Here is an 18,285-nt window from a genome sequence, read left to right on the forward strand (position 1 = left end):
GCGTCTCGACGTGACGGGGCCGGTCGAGATAGCGCTCGACGAAGCACTCGCCGCGCCCGAAGGCGGCCACGGCCTCGCGCACCGCCGACTCGTACAGTTCGGCGACCTCGCCCAGCTCGCGGGCGACCTTGATGCCGCGCCCGCCGCCGCCGAACGCGGCCTTGATCGCGATCGGCAGCCCGTGCCGTTCGGCGAACCACAGGACCTCCTCCGCCCCCGACACGGGGTCGGGCGTGCCGGGCACCAGCGGGGCGCCGGCCTTCTGGGCGAGGTGGCGGGCCCGCACCTTGTCGCCGAGCGCGGTGATCGCGGCCGGGGACGGGCCGATCCAGGTCAGCCCCGCGTCGATGACGGCCTGGGCGAAGGCGGCGTTCTCGGCCAGGAAGCCGTATCCCGGGTGGACCGCGTCCGCGCCTGAGCGCCGGGCCACGCCGAGGAGCTTGCCGATGTCGAGGTAGGTCTCTCCCGGCGTGGCACCGCCCAGCGCGTAGGCCTCGTCGGCGCTCCGGACGTGCAGGGCGTCGCGGTCGGGGTCGGCGTAGACGGCCACGCAGCCGATCCCGGCGTCCCGGCAGGCCCGGACGACCCGGACGGCGATCTCACCTCGGTTGGCGACCAGCACCTTGCGCAGGCTCACAGCTGTCCTCCAAGATTCCATCCCGGTTCCCGCCGTCGTCAAGCAGCCGTTCGATGCGCTCGCGCGGTGAGCCGGCCCTCGGTGTGCTGCGATGCCATCCATCACCACCGATAAGACCGAGTTCCATAGACACGGTACTCAGTATCATGGGCCGTGAACAGCCCCGCTTCCAGGACAATGACCAAATGTCGACACCACCCATCCGCCACCGCCTCGCCGAAGCCGCCGTGACCCTCTTCGACGACAACGGCTACGACGAGACCACCGTCGACGACATCGCGGCCCGCGCGGGCGTGAGCCGCAGCACGTTCTTCCGCTACTACCGCTCCAAGGAAGACGCGATCTTCCCCGACCACGACACGCTGCTGGCCAGGATCGACGCCAGGCTGCGGGCCTCCACCGCCGACACCGCGATCGTCGCCATCACCGACGCCGTCCGCATCGTGCTCGCCCACTACGTCGACGACGCCGAGGTGTCGCTGCGCCGCTACCGCCTCGTCCGCGAGGTCCCCGCGCTGCGCGACCGCGAGATCGCCAGCGTGGCCCGCTACCAGCGGCTTTTCCGCGAGTTCGTCGGCGCGTGGCTCGGCGACTCCCCCGACGCCGGCCTGCGCGCCGAACTCATGGCCGCCTCCGTCGTCGCCGCCCACAACCAGGTCCTGCGCGGCTGGCTGCGCGCCGGCGGCACCTACGACCCCTCCGGCCCCCTCGACCACGCCCTCGGGTACGTCATCGCCACCTTCCGCCACCTCGAACAACCCCAGGAGAGCGGCGATCAGGTCGTCGTCGCCACCTTCAGCCGCACGGCCTCCCCGCAGGCCGTCATGGCCGCCATCCAGCAGCACCTCGGTCCCCGCGCCTGAGCAGCGGGTCGCCGGGGTTCAGGCGCGCTCGGCCGAGGCGAACGCCGTGGCGTGGTCGCGGGCGAAGTCGGCGATGTCGCGCGGGGGACGGCCGAGAAGGCCCGCGACCGTGTCGGTGGTGAAGTCTCCCCAGCCCGAGACGTACGCCCGGGCGTACTCCTCGAGCATGTCGGCGATCCAGGCAGGAACGCCGTAGCCGAGCAGCGTCTTGCGCTTGACGTCGTCGCTGACCGGCAGGTACGTCACCGGCCTGCCGAGAGCCGGACCCATTCGCTCGGCGACCTCGTCGAAGGTCAGCGAGCGCGGCCCGGTGAGGGTGTACGTCCTGCCGTGGTGGCGATCGGGGTCGTCGAGGAGCACGCGGGCGGCGCACTCGGCGATGTCGCGCACGTCGATCATGCCGATCCGCGCCGAGGCCATGTTCAGCGAGAACGTGCCGGTGGCGGAGATGTCGCCCGCCTCGTTCAGCAGGTTCTGCATGAACCAGTGGGGACGCAGGATCGTCCAGCGCATGCCGCACCGTTCGGTCTCCCCGTCGGACAGCGCGTGCAGCCTGCCGCTGCGGTTCGGCGCGTCGTGCGCCGCGCCGACGACGGACAGGCGCACGACGCGCTCCACGCCGGCCTGGCGGGCGGCCCACATGGCGTTCATGTTGTTCTCCGGGGCGCGCGGGCTGTTCGGGGTGAGCAGCCACACGTCCTGCACGCCCTCGAAGGCGGGCGGCAACGACCGGGGGTCATCGAGGTCGCCGACGAAGACCTCGCACAGGCCGTCCGCCTTGGACTTTTCGCGAACGAGAGCGCGCAGCTCCACATCGGCCCCTTCCAGCGCGTTCATCAGCGCGGTGGACACGGTTCCGTTGGCTCCGGTGATCAGCACGGTGCGTGGCACGCTCATTCTCCTTTGGTGACATCAGGGATAAGGACCGGGTCCTGACGAACCGGGGCCGGCTTGCCCGCCCGGTTGACGGTGATGCGCTCCAGGACCCAGAGCACGACGGTCCCGGCCGCCAGGGCCCCGCCCAGGGCGCACACGCCGGTCCAGCCGGCATGCACCCAGACCACGGAAGCCAGCGCGGACCCGGCCGCGCCGCCGACGAAGAAGGCGGTCATGAAGGCGGAGTTGATGCGGTTGCGGGCCTCGGGCCGCAGCGCGTAGATGACGTTCTGGCTGCTGTTGAGCACCGCCTGGTGCGCCAGGTCCAGCACGACCACGCCGGCGAGCAGCCAGAGCAGCGAACGTTCCCCCGCCGCGATCGCCGCCCACGACGCCACCAGCAGGACGGTCCCCGCACCGGTCACCTTGTGCACGTAGCCGCGGTCGGCCAGCCGCCCCGCCACCGTGGCGGTCAGCGCGCCCACGGCGCCGACCAGCCCGAACAGGCCGATGGCCGACTCCGACCAGCCGTAGGCCCCCTGCACCAGCAGGAAGGTCAGCGCCGTCCACAACACGCTGAACGAGGCGAGGCTCAACGCGCCGATGCCGGCCCGCCACCGGAGCAACGGCTCATGCCGGAACATCGCCACCGTCGAGCGCAACAACCCGGGGTAGGACTGGCGTGCGCCGTCCCCGCCGAGCCGGGGCAGGAAGGTGCGCAGCAGCACGGCCATCAGCACCATCAGCACCGCGTTCACCCAGTAGACCGTCCGCCACCCGCCCAGTTCCGACAACGCGCCGGACGCGGTGCGTGCCAGCAGCAGGCCGAGCATCAGCCCGGTCATCACCGTGCCGACCACCCGGCCGCGCTCGGCCGGAGCCGCCAGCGTCGCCGCGAACGGCACCACGACCTGCGCTCCCACCGAGGTCAGCGCGGTCATGGCGGTACTGGCCAGGAGCACCGTGCCGTTGGGGGCGGTGGCCGACACCAGCAGGAACAGCGCGGTCGCCGCGTAGAGCGACATGGCGAGCCGTCGCCGCTCCACCAGGTCGCCGAGCGGCACCAGCAGGATCAGCCCCAGCGCGTATCCGGCCTGCGCGGCCGTCACCACCAGGGCCGCCTGTGATGGACCGACCCCGAACTCCCTGCCGATCAGGTCGAGCAGCGGCTGCGCGAAGTAGTTGCCCGCGACCGCCAGCCCGGTCGCCACCGACATGAGCAGGAGCAGCCCGCGTGACAGGCCGGCATCCGCGTGAGGTCTCGTCGCCGTCATGCGCCCAGCCTCGACGACAGGCCATCAATGAGTCCAACACATGTTTGTCATCGGATCGATCGTGTATCACGATTGATCCATGGAGCTGCAGCAGATGCGCTATGTCGTCGCCGTCGCGGAGACGAGCAACTTCACCCGCGCCGCCGAGCAGTGCCTGGTCGTCCAGTCCGCGCTGAGCCACCAGATCGCCCGCCTGGAACGTGAGCTGGGCGCCAAACTGTTCGACCGCACCAGCCGCCGCGTCCGGCTGACCCCCGCGGGCGAGGCGTTCCTCCCCGCGGCCCGCCAGGCGCTCGACGCCGCGGAACGGGCCCGAGCCGAGGTGGCGGCCGCCGCAGGCGAGATCCGCGGCCGGCTGGCCATCGGCGCCATCCCCACGGTCGCGGCGGTCGATCTGCCCGCCGCGCTGAAACAGTTCCACCTGCGGCATCGGCAGGTGCGGATCAGCCTTCGCTCGGGCGCGAGCGAGGACCTGATCGAACAGGTGCGGCAGGGCGCCCTGGACGTCGCCTTCCTCGGGCTTCCCCTGGGCATGCGCCCCAAGGGGGTCAGCGGGCGCGAACTGGCGCGCGGCGACCTCGTCGCCGTGGTGGCGCCCGATCACCCGCTGGCCGGCGAGGAACGTGTGGACCTGCGCCAATTGTCGGACGAACCGTTCGTCGACTTCCCCCGGGGCACCGCCGCACGGGCCCAGTCGGACGAGGCGTTCACCGCGTCCGGAGTCCGGCGCGAGGTCGCCTTCGAGGTGACGACCGTGGACTTCATCGCCCGCCTGATCCGGCAGGGCCTGGGCATCGGGATGCTGCCCGCCGCCTTCGTGTCCGAGCTGCCCGATCTGCCCGTCCTCCAGATCCGCGATGCTCCCGCCCGCATGGAGCACCTCATCTGGAGCCGCTTCACTCCGTCGCCCGTCGCCGCTGCGTTCCTGTCCACCCTGGAATAGCCCTTAATGGTTCAGGCGCTCCGCGGCCGCGTTCAGGTCGGCGGCGGCCTCCACGCAGGCGGCGACGTGGGCGTTCACCGATTCGCGCAGCCACTGCGGCGCGACGCCCTCGGCCTCCAGCCGCTCTTGGAGTTCGCGCAGGCGTTCGGCGCAGGCGGTGAGCGCGTGGGCGTCCGAGCGCAGAATCTCGGCGTGTTGGGCTGGCATGGCTCCTCCGTCAGGGGGACGGCACCGGGACGGCGGCGTCGACGAGTGTCCTGCGGGTGGTGGCCGACAGGCAGAACAGCGCGCGGGCCCCGTCGAGCCCCAGGTCGCGAAGCCGACCGGCCAGCGGGTGCGCCGACCGGGGCGCCACGGCCAGCCGCAGCAGCGGCACGGGGTGCAACCGGGCCGGCCCGTGGGTTCGCACGCAGGAGCGCAGCGCGGTGCCGGCCGCTCGCGTGTAGCCGACCAGGTCACGATCGCTCACGGGCAGCCCGGGGCCGAGCCGCCCGCGCAGGGTGAGGACGTCGCCGACGCTGACGTGGGCGTGGCGGCGGGTGAGCCGGAACCCCAGAGGCATCAGGTACGGCTCGTCGCCCCACAGGCGCGGCGCGACGGCGCGGGCGGCCTCGGTGTCGACCGCAGAGCCGACGAGGAAGCTGCCAGAACGCCGTCGGCCCGCATCACGCAGCAGGTCGGGCCAGAGGAGGAGGGACCGTCTCGGCCACGGCCCCGGCACGACGACGCCGAGGTGCAGCTCGTGGTAGCCGCCCGAGCTGGTGCGCCGGTTCGCGGCCGTGTGCACGGCGACCAGGGCACGGCCCGCGACCCGCACGGCGGGGCCGAACCCTGTGCCCTTGAGCAGGGCGTCCGCCGCCCCCGGGTCCGCGGCGAAGTACGCGGTGAGCGCGCCGCCGTCCTGGCACCTGATCGGCAGTTCGACAGGGCCGGCCGGGCCGTCCACCGTGTGGGTGGGCACGGAAAGGAACGGAAAGCCCTCAGGGTCGGGCGGGTCGTCGAACAGCAGGTACGCCTGGGAGCGCAGGACCGGCCCCCGGTAGGGCGCGAGCCGTTCGTCGATGTGGTCGCGGGCTTCGGGCAGGTCGTCGGCGAGGTTGGCGAGGTAACGATCGATGCGGTGGCAGATCGGGAACAGGTGGGTGGGGTCGCTGTAGTCGACCACGTACCAGTCGGGATGCAGGTCGAAGCAGTTGCCCGCGCCCTGTCCGTCGAGGGTGGGGATGATGTCGTGCTGGTTGGTGACGCTGGCCACCCAGGTGCGCGGGTCGGCGGGCCGCTTGAAGTCGACCGGCGCGCCGATGGTGACGGCGTGGGTGACCGTGTAGCGGGCGCAGAACTCGGCGTCCTGGGCCAGGTTCATGATCGCCGCGCCGCCCGCGCTGTGCCCCACGAGCGCCAGTTCTGCGCCCTGGGGCAGCCCGTAGTCGGCGACGGCCTTGGCCAGCGCCCGGCTGTAGGGGCTGCCGGCCAGGACGGCGCTGCTGAACGCGCCGAGCAGGTCCTGGGGCGAGTCGGTGTCGGGCCGTCCTGCCCGCATGCCGGGCGCCTGGAGGACGTGGCGGAGCACGCCGTCGGGGCCCCGGACGCTCTGCAGGAGAATCCGCCCCGTGGTGCCGATCACACCGATGTTGCCCAGGAAGCCGAGCAGCGACCCGCGCCCGCTGAGCCGCGCCGATTCTCCGGGCTGCAGGTCGATCCTGCGCGCGGCGCCCTCCCCGGTGTCGAGGACGGCGATGGCCCTGTTGCTCATTCCGGTGATCGGGTCGGCGGTGGCGAAGCCCCTGCCGGTCGCGATGAGCCAGGCGGCGGCGTCGTTGAGCGGGTTCTCGTCCAGCAACGCCCGCAGGGCCAGGACCTCGCCGAAGACCGGGGCGAGCTGGCTGAGCGCGCGTACCGCGCCTCGGTCCTTGACCAGGGCGCGCAGGGCGCGGACGGCCTCCAGATCGCGGTCGGCGGCGGCCGCGCCGATGAGCCGGGTGATCATGGGGTCGCCGGTCAGTTCGGGGTGGTCGAGCGCGACGGCGGCGATGCGCAGCCGCAACGAGGTGGCCAGCACGTGGACGGCCAGGCTCTCGGCCCCCGCCATGGCGCCGATCTTGGCGATGGCGGTGGCCGGCCCGCCGCCGGTGAACGCGTACCCCAGGCCCCGGCCGTTGGTGGTCGCCCGCAGCAGCGCGCGGTAGGCGCGGTGGGCCGCCCGCGGGGCGCGCGGCAGGGTGCGCAGCAGCGCGCCGTCGGTGAGCGCCGCCGTGGCGTGAGCCGCCGCCTCCTGGATCGTGATCGCGGCGTCGACCAGCTCGCGGGCCGCGCCCCGCAGCGACTCCGCGGCCGGGTCGGCCTTTCCGTTCACGGCCGGGTCCGCCGCGACATGCTGACGAAGCGGGGGGCCGGATCCTCCGGCGTGTTGCGGTGCAGCATGTCCGACAACGTGCGCGTGGAGGCGATGACGCCCAGCCCGTACGGCGAGAAGGTGGCGGCGTTGAACACCCGAGGGGCCAGCAGCGGGTTGGTGAGCGCCTGGGAGAAGGCGTCAATGGCGATGATCTTGGTGAGCAGCGGCGGCAGGATCGCGTCGCGACAGCCCGGTTCCTCGGCGAACAGCCCCACGTACAGGTCGAGGTCGTCCACTCCCCGGTACAGTTCGCGCAGCGCGCCGGCGACCCGCTTGTCACTGGTGACCTGCTCGAACCTGCGCACGGCGGGCAGGCGGCAGTGCTCGCGGTAGCTGTTGTAGGAGGCCAGGCCGAGCGCGCGGGACTCGGCCACGCTGGACACGTCGACCTCCCGGAGCACGGGGTCGGTGTTGAACAGCCCGATGCGGCCGGCCCTCTGCAGGGAGGCGTCCTCGAAGAGCCGCCCGAGGCCGGCGTCGGAGATCAGCGAACTGGCGAACAGGGTGCGTGCCATGGGCAGGTCGTGCCCGCCCACGAACAGGTGGGACGGGATCAGGCTGTGCCAGCGGTAGACGAGGTTGAACTCCACCGTGACCCAGTTCTCCCGATGCCACGGCGCGCGGGCCAGCATGGTCGACAGCTTCGGGTCGAGGGTGAAACGGAAGTGGTAGGGGGTGATGTGGTTGATGTACTCCTCGGCCACCAGTTTGACCAGCAACACGATGAGGATGTTGCGCGTCGTCTGGAACAGCCGCTCGTCGTCCCAGCGCGGGTGGTGCCGGGCCAGCAGCCGGGCCACCCGGTTGTGCTCGCGCAGGAACAGCACCGTCATCATGGTGAAGCCGATCTGGGTGTTGCCCCGGTCGCTGCCGGTGGCGAACAGCGTGCCGCGCTGCGCGTCGGTGAGCTCCTCGAAGCGGATGACGCCCAGCGGCGCGAACTCCAGCTTGATCTTGCCGTTCTCGCACAACAGGGGCGGGAACTCCCCGCCGTTGACGAGCCGGCTCTTGAGCAGCCCGCCCTCGAACGTGCGCAGCGCGGCCGTCGCCGTCGCGTTGAGGCCGTAGAGCTGGTTCAGGTCGATGTGGTGGTTGGAGGTGTTCCTGCGCGGGTCGCGCGGGACGTTGCTGTCGCCGCGCAGGAACCCGTCGGTGAACCACTGGGCGAAGTAGGCGAACAGCACCGTGGAACGCGGGCAGGGGATCATGGTCTCGCCGCGGGTGAACAGGTCCGCGGCGCGCTCGGGAGTGGGCCGGTGCCCCTCGGGGACGTCCACGGGGGGCAGGTGCCTGCCGTTGTAGGTGCGGTCGGTCAGCGACGCCCACGAGGTGTAGCCGGCCATGGTGCTCAGCGGTTCCGGCCGAGGCGGCATCTCGCGGATCGCGTGGTCGATCAGCACGGCGTTGACCCGGCGCCGGACCGGCCTGACCCGCTGGAGAAGATCCCAGACCGGACGGCCGTTGGTCAGGGCCAGGAACCTGAGCCGGTTGACGAGGCCGTCCGTCGCGATGCTCCGCGCGCTCGTTCTGCCGCTGGCCATCTCAGCCCTCCTGCCCTTCCGCGCCGAGCCCGAGCACGAACCGGTCGGGGAAGATCCCGAGGCTTCGCTCGATCCGCCCCTGCGGCGGCGGGAGCAGACGCACTCCCGGGCGCAGCAGCAGGCGGCGTACGGTCTCGGCGACCACGACGCCGGCCACGTGCACGCCGAGGCAGGCGTGATGGCCGTGGCCGAAGAACAGCCGGTGGTGGCCCGGCCTGTCGAGGCGGAACTCGCCCGGCTCCGGCACCACGTCCGCGTCGAACATGGCCGAGGCAGGCGCCGCCAGCACGAGCGTGCCCGCGGGGATCAGCATGCCGCGCGAGGTGCCGGCCGCCAGGACGTGGTCGCGCTCGCACATCCGGGGAAGCAGCTTGAAGAACGGGCTGAACCGCAGCGCCTCCCAGACGTAGCGGTCGAAGCGCTCGGGGTCGCCGGCGGCCTCGACGGCCTCGGCCAGCACGTTCGGGCGCAGCAGAAGCTGCTCGACCACCTCGGCCATGGCCCCGGGCCCGCTCTCCACGAAGCCCAGGGGCAGGCCGGCCAGGTTGATCACGATGCGATCGTCGGACAGGCTCGCCTGGGAGGGCAGGGAGGAGCGGACGAGCCGGGCGAAGACGTCGTCGGGCAGATCCTGCCCCGCCCGCAGCGCGGCCCGGTAGGTGGCCAGCCGGTCGCGCAAGTAGGCGACCATCTCCGCGCCCGCCCGGACCGAGGCCGCCTGGATCCTCGGGTCTGCGGTGAAGTTGGCGAAGCCGTCGGCGACGACGGCCCGCGTCCATCGCGACAGCGTCCGCGAGTCGGGGCCGGGAAAGCCGAAGTAGCGCGCGCACACGCCCAGGGCGACCGGGCGGAACAGATCGTGCACCGCCTCGACGCGCCCGGCGGGCCCGGCGGCGTCGAGCAGCTCGTCGGCGATGCTCCCGGCCAGCTCGCGTACGCCGGCCGCGTCCCGCGGGTCGAGCATGACCTGCATCAGGCCCTTCTCCCGCCAGTTCATGTCGGTGGCGTCCCTGCCCAGCATGAACGGGCCGCCCAGCGCGGCGTCGAGGCGGGGGCCGAAGGCGCGGACCGAGAAGACCTTCTCGTGGGAGAGCACCTCGGTGACGTCGGCGAAGCGGGTGACGATCGTGAAGCCGGGCGTGACGAAGATGGGGCGCCGCTCGCGCAGCTCGGCGAACAGGGACCGCCAGTCGGTCCGCATCCACTCCCTGACCAGGCCGAGCGCGGACATCACGTCACGGGCCAGCGCCTGTTCGTATCGCTCCAGGTAGCCGGCCTCGGTCGCCTGATCGGCAGCACACATTCCGTAGATCCTTCCGCCTGATTCCACAGCGAACAGCGATGATCACGTTGTGCAACCACAATCTAGGGAGGCGGCTCCCCTTTTCTTCATAGCTACCGAGCGCATTGTTTTACTTCCCGTGAGTAATCATGCCGTCACCCTCAGGGCATTGCCGCGGTACGCCGGACGGGCCGTTGAATAGGGAACCGGCTCATCCCGTACCGCTTCATGGGGAGGAAGCGTGAGGTCACCCAGCCCGCGACCGGGCCCGCGCACCGCGGAGACGGTGGCGATCACCACCGGCCGCCGCACCGCCTACCTGGTCGTTCTGGTCGTCCTGCCCGTGCTGTCCCTGATCCTCGCGGTGCCGGCCGCCTGGGGCTGGGGCATCGGTCCCCGCGACCTGGTCATCGCGGTCGCGATGTACTTCGTGAGCATCTTCGGGATCGCCATCGGCTACCACCGGCTCTTCACCCACCGGGCCTTCGCCTGCGACCGGGGGCTGCGGATCGCGCTCATGCTGGCCGGCGGCATGGCCGTCGAAGGGCCGCTCACGCTGTGGGCCGCCGAGCACCGCCGGCACCACAAGTACGCCGACCGCGAGGGCGACCCGCACTCGCCGTGGCGTTACGGCGACAGCGGCCTGGCGTTGCTGCGCGGCATGCTGCACGCCCAGGTCGGCTGGTTCTACACCGCCCGCCGCCGCTCCAGCCCCCCGCACTGGGTGCCCGACCTGCTGGCCGACCCCGACGTGCGCCGCTTCGACGCCGCCTACCCGGCCGTCGTGGCCATGTCGTTCGCGCTTCCCGCCGCCGTCGGCGGGCTGTGGTCGATGTCGTGGCAGGGCGCCTGGAGCGCGCTCTTGTGGGGCGGCCTGATCCGCTACGCCGTGGTCCACCATGTCACCTGGTCGGTGAACTCGATCGCGCACACCTTCGGCGAGCGCCCCTTCCGCACCCGGGACCGCTCGTCCAACGTGCGCTGGGTGGCGACGCTGACGCTCGGCGAGGGCTGGCACAACTGGCACCACGCGGAGCCGACCTGCGCCCGCCACGGCGTGCTCAAGGGGCAGTTCGACCCCAGCGCGCGGCTCATCCGCTGGTTCGAGCGGGCGGGCTGGGCCCACGGCGTACGCTGGCCCGACCCGGCCCGCCTGATATCCCACCGAGCCGACCGGGTCCCGTGACCCGGCGGCCCCGGCTTACCAGGTCTTGCCGGCCTGCTCCCTGACCGTGCGGTTGATCCGGTTGAAGAAGTTGGTCATCGCGATGTTGAGAATGATCGCGGACAGTTGCTTGTCATCGAAGTGGGCCGCGGCGGCGTCCCAGATCTCGTCGGTCACGCCGGGCGCGCCGTCCTGGATCCGGGTGGCGGCCTCGGTCAGCGCGAGCGCCGCCCGCTCCGCCTCGCTGAAGAACGGCGTCTCACGCCACGTGACCACGTTGTGCAGCCGCTCCTCGGTCTCCCCATGCTTCTTCGCCGACGCCACCCCGGCGAACACGCACGGGCTGCAGCCGTTGATCTGGCTGGCGCGCAGGTGCACCAGTTCGAGCACGAGCGGGTCGACGCCGCCGGTGTGAATCGCCTTGTACAGGTGCTGGACGGCCGTCGTCACGTCGGCGTTGGCCTGGCTCTTCATGCGTGCTTCCATCGGTCTTGCTCCTTCATCGGTTACCCGAGCCCGTCCGGGCCCGTCATCACCCATGACGGAGCAGATCCGAGGAAGGTAACAACATGTCCGACACCAGCCCGACGGACCCGGTGGCCAAGGCGTTCGAGGCCCAGCGCGACCGGCTGCGCGCGGTCGCCTACCGCATGCTCGGCTCGCACGCCGACGCCGAGGACGTCGTCCAGGAGGCCTGGCTGCGGCTCTCCCGTCAGGACGCGGCGACCATCCACAATCTCGCCGGCTGGCTGACCACGGTGGTCGGCCGGATCAGCCTCGACGTCCTGCGATCGCGCCAGGCCCACCCCGAGACGTCCTACGACGACCCCCAGCTCGTGGTGACGGTCGACGACGGCCCCGCGCCGGAGGACGACGTGGCGCTCGCCGACTCGGTCGGTCTCGCGCTCCTGGTCGTCATCGAGTCGCTCGGGCCGAGCGAGCGGCTGGCGTTCGTGCTGCACGACCTGTTCGCGGTGCCGTTCGAGGAGATCGGCCAGATCCTCGGTAAGTCCGCCAACGCCGCCAAGATGCTCGCCAGCCGCGCCCGCAGGAAGGTGCAGGCGACCGACCGGCAGACGGCCGCAGGACGGGAGCAGCGCAAGGTGGTCGACGCCTTCCTCGCCGCGGCCCGCCACGGCGACTTCGAGGGGCTGCTGCGCGTGCTCGACCCCGAGGTGAAACTGACCATCGACACCCCCGATGGGCGGGTCGTCATCCTTGGCGCCACCGAGGTCGCCGCCGGTTCACGACTGGGTGCCGGCGGAGCCGGAGGAGTGCGGAAGGTGCTCGTCAACGGCCTTCCCGGGATCATCTCCTGGCGCGAGGACGGCACCCCGCTCGCGATCCTGGCGTTCACCGTCGTCGACGACCGGATCGCCGGCATCATGGCCGTCGCCGACCCGGTCAAGCTCGCGTCAATGGACCTGCCGGCCCCGGAGTGAGCCACCCGGGCCTTCTCCGGATCGCGAGAGCGCCAGCAGGGCCTCGAACTCGGCGGCCAGGGTGTGCTCGTGGCTTGTGGACATATGCGCTGGTCCGCCCGGAAATTGACGGTGAAGTGATGGTTGTTTGACTGGAGCAGTCTATGGCGGGAACGGCAGCATGGTCGGCGGAGAATCCACCTCGGGACTGAAAAGGAGATCCTCGTGAACGGACATCCGCGGGCGATGCCAGGCTCCGTGTGGGGCTCGGCCTCCCACTGAGGAACGCGCTCACGAGTGCGCGAAGCCCCGCGCGGCGGTCGCACGGGGCTGGTCATCGTTCCGGTCAGGGCACGATGACGTGGAAGGGGACGTCGGCGCCTGCACCGTTGTTGCCACCGGCGACGAAGACATGACGCGCGGCGCTGCCGCACGTGGCGGTGTTGGCGTTGACGAACACGGTGGAGTTCCACGGAGCGCCCCAGCGCTTGGTGGCGACGGGGACACTTCTGGCCGCGTCGTAGTCGGCGTCGAGCTCGATGCAGTACTGGCCGGTGGCGATCTTACGGACGGCGGTGACGCCCTTGGAGCGCACCACGCCGCCGTCAGCGTCGACGACCGCGGCGGCGCGGACGCTCGGGGCCTGGGCGCCGCCGAGAGCGGCGTAGGCGACGGCGGTGCCGGCGGCCAACGCACCGGCGGCCAGAGCGCAGGCTATGGCGAGGGTCGTGAGTTTCATGCGCATGTAACTGGGGCTCCTTTGACTCGGGACGGACATGCCGGGCGAGGGGCAGACCGCCCCTTTAACCGGCAGAGGAACATCACTTAAAGTAGCGATCAGTAACTCTGAGTGGCTATAGCGAAAAGGTAAGGTCGGACTAGATCAACTCGCGCCGGGATCGTCAATTATGGTTGACGCGTAGGGACCGTCAATGTAGGTTGACGGCATGGGACCGGCCTTCGCCGAAGTGTGTTCACAGGCGGTCGAGCAGTTCCGCCTTCTTCGACGCGAACTCCTCGTCGGTGAGCAAACCCTCCGTGTGCAGGCGTCCGAGCTCACGGATTTGGTCGTAGACGGTTTGGGAGCGGGTGTCGGCGGTGAGCTGCGCGGGGTTGTCCGGCCGGGCCGCCGTCGCCCACAGGTGCGCGGTCACGGTCGCGGCCATCACCAGCGTCCAGGCGTCCTGCTTGGCGCTGTCCTCGGTGAGCAGGCAGGCGAAATCTTTTCTTGGCTTGACGGACTTGGTGTCCGTATCCTCCTCCAAGGTCACGATCCGCAGGTAACCCTCGTCCGACGACCCCTGGGGGACCCAGTCGACCCGCCGGATGTCCCTCAGCGCGTACGCCATCCGGCGTTTCTTGCCCTTGCGGGAACCGGCTTCGTCGGACCACTCCAGCCGGACCGTCTCGCCGTCGAACATCGCCGTGCCCTCAGAGGTCTGGATGTACAGGGGCACGGGCGGGACGAGCCCCAGCGCGTACTCCTCCGCTGGACGCGGGTCGTCCTCCCGCTGCGCGGCGTCGGCCGCGAGCCGGAGCTGGTCGGCGTGGTACTCGGCGATCAGCTCCGTGTCGGGCCTGCCGGTCAGCAGGAACGGCTGCCCATTCTCGTCGAGCAGCGCCCCGACGGCGGCGTAGGGGTCGGCCCGCTCACGCAACCGCAGCCGCAACTGCCAGCCCTTCTTCCCCGCGGACGCGAAATCCACCGCCGCGATGGCCGCAACGGGCACCTCACAACGGGCGAGCACCTTCAGCAGCACAGGGGTACGCCACCTGGAATCATACTGAATGACTACTTTTTCCTCGTCGAAGGACCATGTCGCCGCTTTTCCCCGCAACTCGTCCATGTCGTCGAGTCTAGAAGTTGTAGAGGGGATTCTTCGGGAGCCGATCCTCGGTGACGAGCAGGCGGACGAGGCCGGGCTTCACCGGCTCGGCGTCCCAGACCCGCCAGTCCCGGCCGACCTCGTTCTCGGAGAGCGGCTCGAAGGACAGGGACGTTCCCGTCGACTTCACGCCGTCCGAGGTGACCCCCTCGACGACGCCGACGTTCGTGAGGACGCGGCTGTAGGTGACGGCCAGGTTCCGCTTGCGGATCTCGGGAAGCAGCTCGGCCACCGTGCGACCGTCCCGGACGGGGACGCCTTCGAGCGCTTCGCCCCGCGCGGCGGCCGAGGTGGCGTTCTCGTAGGACTCGCCGGGTTTCGCCGCACGACCGATCCGCACCTCGGCGTGACCGGTGAAGTCGGCCGAGACGCGAAGGGTCATCCAGCAGTCCACGCAGTCGTCGACCGCCAGGCCACCCGACAGGCTGCCCGATTCCGGCGATCCCGCGCTGCCGCCGTTGGACGCGGAGGCCCCGATGCGGCCCAGCTTGCCGACGCCGCTCGGCGAGGAGGGCACCAGGCGAAGCGCGACGTCCAGGCCCACGGCGGCGAAGGCCTCGGTGTACTGGCGATGGTCGGCGTAGGGGTCCTTGATCCTGGCCACCCATTCGCCGCCTTCCCGCTGTACTTCGATGGCGGAGTTGGCGTACACGGTGGCGTCCGGGCCTGCGAACAGGCCGGGCCCGAGGACCACGGCGGCCGCAGCGGCGCCGGTCACGAGCGCCGCGGCCACGGCCAGACGCGCCTTCCCCCGGCGGACGGAACGCGGCGCGGCCTCGTGCGCGGGGGTGACGTCGCCGGCGACGATCGAGGTGAACAGGTCTCGGGCGGCGTCGGTGGACACCTGGCCGTCCAGGGTCTCGTTGTCGACCTTGGCCAGCCGGTTCATGATGGAGCCCGTGTCGGTCATGGCGTCGTCCTTTCTGCCGGGATCCTCGTCGCCGGAGCGGTGTGGTGCGTGGAGACGCCGGAGCGCCGCAGGGCGCGGGCCAGGCGTTTGCGCGCGCGGTGGAGCCTGATGCGCACGGCGTTGGGCGAACGGCCCAGGACGCTCGCGATCTGGGCGGTGTCCAGGCCCTCCCACGCCAGCAGGGACAGCAGTTCACGGTCCTCTTCCTGCAATGACCGGAAGACGCTGGTGATGGTGAGGAGATCGAGGCTCTCCTCCGGGCCGGGGAAGAAGGGGGCTATCGTGCCGGCCAGCGCCTGCCGGTGGTGCCGGCGGCGCCGCTCGCCTCTGTAGTGGTTGGCCAGGGCCCTGCGGGCCACGCCGTACAACCACAGCGTGGCCTCCTCCCCCGGCGGCACGTCGTCGATGCGGCGCCAGGCGACGGCGAAGGTCTCCGCCACCACGTCAGAGGCGTCCTCGGGCGACTCGCAACGGCGGATGACGTAGCCGAGAATCTGCTCGTAGGCGCGGTGGTAGACCTCTTCGAAACGTTTGACGCGTTCATCCTCCACGGGCGAATCCCATGGTCGGCCTCCTCGGGTGGGTGCGGATCTTCACTCACCCGGTTCATGTCCGACGGTGCCGGAGCTATTTCAAATACGTTCGCGGCCGGCCGGTCAGGGGTTGAGCGTGGCCGTCAGGGTGGTCAAGGCCGCGGTGATCTGTGGCGGGGTGAGGCCGAGTGCCGATCGCTGGTAGCCGTACACCTCTGGGGCCAGGGGTGCGAGCAGGACGTCCACCAACGCGTCGGGCGTGGGCACGGCGGCGGCGATCAGGAGTGAGCGTACGTGCGCGCGCCAGAATCCGTACGCGCCGGTCTCGAAGCGGGAGCGGCCGACTTCCGTGCCCAGGACCAGGTGCGAGTGGTCCTCCAGCAGGCGCACCATGGCGGCGTAGAAGGCGGCCAGCCGTTCGGCGGGCGGCGCTCCGGGGCCGAGCGGCGGTTCGCCGCGCAGCAACTGCTCCTGCAGCGCGCGCTCGTGCTCGTCGAGCAGCGCCACGGCGATCGACGCCCGGTCGGGGTAGCGGCGGTAGAGCGTGCCCCGTCCGACGCCGGCCTTCTTGGCGATGTCGTCCATCGTCACGTCCTGCGGCGATCGGTCCGAGAAGAGCGCGGCCGCCGCTTGGAGGATCCTGGCCCGGTTGCGCGCCGCGTCTGCCCTCTCCATTGCCCCATTGTATGTGGACATATCGTCCGGTTAGACTCAGGCGGACAGCGTGTCCACATAAGGCCGAGGAGAGATCATGTTGCTGCATCTGGACGCCAGCGCGCGCCGCGCGTCGTCGTTCTCACGTGAGTTGTCGGCTCTGTACGCCGAGAGCTGGCGAGCGTCCCACCCGGACAAGGGGTACCTCTATAGGGCCACTTCCGCGTCGAGGACGTGAGGTTCATCCACGCGGAACTGGTCAACGCGCGTCTCGACCCGGCGCTGGCGAACCTGCGAGAGCAGCACGAGGAGTCACTGGCGGCGGCGCGCAAACAGGCAGCCCGGCGAGCCGGCCGCCGGGGGGGACAGGCGGCCGGCCCCCGCTCAGCGGGCGTTGGCGTCGAAGTTCGCGAGGTAGGCGTTGATGAAGTGGTCGCGAATCCCGTCCGTACCGGGTGCCAGCAGGTCGGCGGTGCGGCCCTTGAGCCGGTCGGTCAGGCCCGCCACCACCGGCATCTTGTCCCGCAGCTTGCCCTTGGCGTCGAAGTAGCGCTCCTCGGCCACGTGCTGGAACAACGGCGCGGGCGGGAGCTGGGCGACGACGTCGTTGTTGTTGACGAAGCGGAACATGCGGCCCCTGAACGCCTTGTCGTAGGCGGCGGCCAGCAGCGGGCAGCAGGTGCGGGGCTGGCCGAAGGTGTAGACGCCGTCGGCGAGCAGGCTCGGGTCCTCGAAGTAGGTGCGCGCCGCCGCCAGCATGGCCAGGGCGCCGCCCAGGCTGTGCCCGGTGAACCAGAGAGACTGCCCGTTGGTGCGCCAGTCCTCCAGCGTGTCCAGCATCGCGGGATGCACGACGTCCAGGGCGCGGTAGAAGCCGGCGTGGATCATGCCGGTGCCCGCGGCGTACGGGGTCAGCAGCGTGTTGGCGTCCGACAACCAGTCACGCAGTTCCTCGGGCTGGGTGCCGCGGAACGCCACCACGATCATGCGATCGTTGGCGGCGATGTACGCCTGCGTGTCCACCAGCGGGAACGGCGGGGTGTGCGGCACGCGGAAGAACGTGACACGGTCGAAACCCCAGTTCTTCGCCGTGGCCTTGACCTTGTTCTCGTCCTTGTAGGCCAGCTCGGCGGCGTAGGCCAGGCAGCGCGCGTGCGCCAGGCTGTAACCGGTGGTCGCGTGGTCGAAGCTGATCGTGGTCATGTGTCCCCCTCACCGCGCGGGAAGACTTCCCGCGCCTAGCCGCTGGTGGGGGGAAATGCCGATCCGTCAGGTCAGATCACATCTATCACGCGACATCGGAGTCCTGTAGCCGCTCCGCTGCGTGTTCCTATCGAAACTCTCCGAACATACAAACCGATGGACACGAAGGGTGATGAGGACGATACTCATCGTGTCAGCCTCTTTGCCCCCTGCGAACACGGCGCCCCCGTCAGCACCGCAGTTGCCGGCCTGCCCGGTGCTGTACGAAGCCGTGCCCGTCAGGGGTACTCGACACAAGGAGAACAATGCAGTCGAAGAGATTCCTGGCGCTTCCCCTCGTCGTCCTCGCGGCCGCGGCCTTCCTGCCGACGACCGCGGCGGCCAGTCAGACGTCCGTTCCGCCCGCCCCGGTCGCGCTCAAGTCGGCGCTGCCTCCCGGGTATCAGCTCGTCACGCTGCCCAACGCCAACGTCCCCAACTTCCAGCGCCGTACGCTCTACTGCCCCGGCACCAAGAGAGTCCTCGGCGGCGGTGCGGAGGCCCGCGGCAACAGAGCGATCCTGGTCGGGTCGTTCCCCACCGATGACGGGCGCGGCTGGATCGGCATCGGCCGCCAGGACGGCTACAACGACGTCGGCATCAGCGTCTTCGCCATCTGCGCCGACTGACGTCCATCTCCATCCGGCCCCGGCGCTCACCTGC

At 70.9% G+C, this 18,285-nt stretch carries 19 protein-coding genes; 5 read left to right on the forward strand and 14 right to left on the reverse strand.

The window, feature by feature from the left end; all coding sequences use genetic code 11:
* The coding region (locus tag ACFOY2_RS48130; RefSeq protein ID WP_379534964.1) for a biotin carboxylase N-terminal domain-containing protein at positions 1-631 on the reverse strand (631 nt) is incomplete at its 3' end.
* Between the two features lie 191 nt (positions 632-822).
* Here ACFOY2_RS48130 and ACFOY2_RS48135 point away from each other — a divergent pair.
* Positions 823-1,500, forward strand: coding sequence for a TetR family transcriptional regulator (locus ACFOY2_RS48135; RefSeq protein ID WP_379534876.1), 678 nt, complete (start codon positions 823-825; stop codon positions 1,498-1,500).
* An 18-nt stretch (positions 1,501-1,518) separates the two neighbouring features.
* Here ACFOY2_RS48135 and ACFOY2_RS48140 read toward each other — a convergent pair whose 3' ends face one another.
* Both ACFOY2_RS48140 and ACFOY2_RS48145 read right to left on the reverse strand, forming a co-directional pair.
* A complete protein-coding gene (locus tag ACFOY2_RS48140) occupies positions 1,519-2,391 on the reverse strand; it encodes an NmrA family NAD(P)-binding protein (protein ID WP_379534877.1) in 873 nt (290 codons plus the stop codon).
* Positions 2,392-2,393: 2 nt separating this feature from the next.
* Positions 2,394-3,650, reverse strand: coding sequence for an MFS transporter (locus tag ACFOY2_RS48145; protein ID WP_379534878.1), 1,257 nt, complete (start codon positions 3,648-3,650; stop codon positions 2,394-2,396).
* Between the two features lie 79 nt (positions 3,651-3,729).
* Between ACFOY2_RS48145 and ACFOY2_RS48150 the strand changes: the two genes are divergently transcribed.
* Positions 3,730-4,593 carry a LysR family transcriptional regulator gene (locus ACFOY2_RS48150; RefSeq protein WP_379534879.1) on the forward strand — a complete coding sequence of 288 codons (864 nt, stop codon included), beginning with the start codon at positions 3,730-3,732 and terminating at the stop codon, positions 4,591-4,593.
* Between the two features lie 3 nt (positions 4,594-4,596).
* On the opposite strand, the gene ACFOY2_RS48155 is transcribed toward ACFOY2_RS48150, so the two are convergent.
* From ACFOY2_RS48155 to ACFOY2_RS48170, 4 genes are read right to left on the reverse strand one after another with little or no spacing between them, the layout of a single operon-like run.
* Complete coding sequence (locus tag ACFOY2_RS48155) at positions 4,597-4,800, reverse strand: hypothetical protein (RefSeq protein WP_379534880.1); 204 nt, start codon at positions 4,798-4,800, stop codon at positions 4,597-4,599.
* Between the two features lie 10 nt (positions 4,801-4,810).
* Positions 4,811-6,946: a hypothetical protein gene (locus tag ACFOY2_RS48160; protein WP_379534881.1), complete on the reverse strand. Its 2,136-nt coding sequence runs from the start codon at positions 6,944-6,946 to the stop codon at positions 4,811-4,813.
* Positions 6,943-8,529 (reverse strand): peroxidase family protein, encoded by a 1,587-nt coding sequence (locus ACFOY2_RS48165; RefSeq protein WP_379534882.1) that lies wholly within the window; start codon positions 8,527-8,529, stop codon positions 6,943-6,945. The genes ACFOY2_RS48160 and ACFOY2_RS48165 overlap by 4 nt, the downstream gene beginning before the upstream one ends.
* A gap of 1 nt (position 8,530) precedes the next feature.
* Positions 8,531-9,832, reverse strand: a complete 1,302-nt coding sequence (locus tag ACFOY2_RS48170; RefSeq protein ID WP_379534883.1) for a cytochrome P450 — start codon at positions 9,830-9,832, stop codon at positions 8,531-8,533.
* Between the two features lie 220 nt (positions 9,833-10,052).
* Here ACFOY2_RS48170 and ACFOY2_RS48175 point away from each other — a divergent pair, with 220 nt between their 5' ends.
* Positions 10,053-10,997, forward strand: coding sequence for an acyl-CoA desaturase (locus ACFOY2_RS48175; protein ID WP_379534884.1), 945 nt, complete (start codon positions 10,053-10,055; stop codon positions 10,995-10,997).
* A 15-nt stretch (positions 10,998-11,012) separates the two neighbouring features.
* On the opposite strand, the gene ACFOY2_RS48180 is transcribed toward ACFOY2_RS48175, so the two are convergent.
* The gene (locus tag ACFOY2_RS48180) at positions 11,013-11,462 is read right to left on the reverse strand and encodes a carboxymuconolactone decarboxylase family protein (protein WP_379534885.1); all 450 of its coding nucleotides are present in this window, start codon (positions 11,460-11,462) and stop codon (positions 11,013-11,015) included.
* Positions 11,463-11,545: 83 nt separating this feature from the next.
* On the opposite strand from ACFOY2_RS48180, the gene ACFOY2_RS48185 reads away from it, so the two are divergent.
* Complete coding sequence (locus ACFOY2_RS48185) at positions 11,546-12,418, forward strand: sigma-70 family RNA polymerase sigma factor (RefSeq protein WP_379534886.1); 873 nt, start codon at positions 11,546-11,548, stop codon at positions 12,416-12,418.
* A 325-nt stretch (positions 12,419-12,743) separates the two neighbouring features.
* Here the strand turns inward: ACFOY2_RS48185 and ACFOY2_RS48190 are convergent, their stop codons facing one another.
* The 6 genes from ACFOY2_RS48190 to ACFOY2_RS48215 form a co-directional block, all read right to left on the reverse strand.
* Positions 12,744-13,142, reverse strand: coding sequence for a hypothetical protein (locus ACFOY2_RS48190; RefSeq protein WP_379534887.1), 399 nt, complete (start codon positions 13,140-13,142; stop codon positions 12,744-12,746).
* A 229-nt stretch (positions 13,143-13,371) separates the two neighbouring features.
* Positions 13,372-14,244 (reverse strand): DUF4429 domain-containing protein, encoded by an 873-nt coding sequence (locus ACFOY2_RS48195; RefSeq protein ID WP_379534888.1) that lies wholly within the window; start codon positions 14,242-14,244, stop codon positions 13,372-13,374.
* 10 nt (positions 14,245-14,254) lie between these two features.
* Positions 14,255-15,193, reverse strand: coding sequence for a hypothetical protein (locus ACFOY2_RS48200; RefSeq protein ID WP_379534889.1), 939 nt, complete (start codon positions 15,191-15,193; stop codon positions 14,255-14,257).
* Positions 15,190-15,744 carry an RNA polymerase sigma factor gene (locus ACFOY2_RS48205; protein WP_357829842.1) on the reverse strand — a complete coding sequence of 185 codons (555 nt, stop codon included), beginning with the start codon at positions 15,742-15,744 and terminating at the stop codon, positions 15,190-15,192. Before ACFOY2_RS48205 ends, ACFOY2_RS48200 begins: the two co-directional genes overlap by 4 nt.
* Before the next feature lie 105 nt (positions 15,745-15,849).
* Positions 15,850-16,401 carry a TetR/AcrR family transcriptional regulator gene (locus ACFOY2_RS48210; protein ID WP_379534890.1) on the reverse strand — a complete coding sequence of 184 codons (552 nt, stop codon included), beginning with the start codon at positions 16,399-16,401 and terminating at the stop codon, positions 15,850-15,852.
* Positions 16,402-16,764: 363 nt separating this feature from the next.
* Positions 16,765-17,583: a lipase family protein gene (locus ACFOY2_RS48215; RefSeq protein ID WP_379534891.1), complete on the reverse strand. Its 819-nt coding sequence runs from the start codon at positions 17,581-17,583 to the stop codon at positions 16,765-16,767.
* Between the two features lie 305 nt (positions 17,584-17,888).
* On the opposite strand from ACFOY2_RS48215, the gene ACFOY2_RS48220 reads away from it, so the two are divergent.
* Positions 17,889-18,251, forward strand: coding sequence for a hypothetical protein (locus tag ACFOY2_RS48220; protein WP_379534892.1), 363 nt, complete (start codon positions 17,889-17,891; stop codon positions 18,249-18,251).
* Positions 18,252-18,285 lie beyond the last annotated feature (34 nt).

This window comes from Nonomuraea purpurea (genome assembly GCF_042650645.1).
Taxonomy (GTDB): domain Bacteria; phylum Actinomycetota; class Actinomycetes; order Streptosporangiales; family Streptosporangiaceae; genus Nonomuraea; species Nonomuraea purpurea.

Coding starts and splice junctions, on each gene's coding strand:
- ACFOY2_RS48170 (WP_379534883.1), bottom strand. CDS start 9,832: ATGTGTGCTGCCGATCAGGCGACCGAGGCCGGCTACCTGGAGCGATAC.
- ACFOY2_RS48135 (WP_379534876.1), top strand. CDS start 823: ATGTCGACACCACCCATCCGCCACCGCCTCGCCGAAGCCGCCGTGACC.
- ACFOY2_RS48210 (WP_379534890.1), bottom strand. CDS start 16,401: ATGGAGAGGGCAGACGCGGCGCGCAACCGGGCCAGGATCCTCCAAGCG.
- ACFOY2_RS48180 (WP_379534885.1), bottom strand. CDS start 11,462: ATGGAAGCACGCATGAAGAGCCAGGCCAACGCCGACGTGACGACGGCC.
- ACFOY2_RS48190 (WP_379534887.1), bottom strand. CDS start 13,142: ATGCGCATGAAACTCACGACCCTCGCCATAGCCTGCGCTCTGGCCGCC.
- ACFOY2_RS48150 (WP_379534879.1), top strand. CDS start 3,730: ATGGAGCTGCAGCAGATGCGCTATGTCGTCGCCGTCGCGGAGACGAGC.
- ACFOY2_RS48155 (WP_379534880.1), bottom strand. CDS start 4,800: ATGCCAGCCCAACACGCCGAGATTCTGCGCTCGGACGCCCACGCGCTC.
- ACFOY2_RS48165 (WP_379534882.1), bottom strand. CDS start 8,529: ATGGCCAGCGGCAGAACGAGCGCGCGGAGCATCGCGACGGACGGCCTC.
- ACFOY2_RS48200 (WP_379534889.1), bottom strand. CDS start 15,193: ATGACCGACACGGGCTCCATCATGAACCGGCTGGCCAAGGTCGACAAC.
- ACFOY2_RS48215 (WP_379534891.1), bottom strand. CDS start 17,583: ATGACCACGATCAGCTTCGACCACGCGACCACCGGTTACAGCCTGGCG.
- ACFOY2_RS48220 (WP_379534892.1), top strand. CDS start 17,889: ATGCAGTCGAAGAGATTCCTGGCGCTTCCCCTCGTCGTCCTCGCGGCC.
- ACFOY2_RS48185 (WP_379534886.1), top strand. CDS start 11,546: ATGTCCGACACCAGCCCGACGGACCCGGTGGCCAAGGCGTTCGAGGCC.
- ACFOY2_RS48145 (WP_379534878.1), bottom strand. CDS start 3,650: ATGACGGCGACGAGACCTCACGCGGATGCCGGCCTGTCACGCGGGCTG.
- ACFOY2_RS48195 (WP_379534888.1), bottom strand. CDS start 14,244: ATGGACGAGTTGCGGGGAAAAGCGGCGACATGGTCCTTCGACGAGGAA.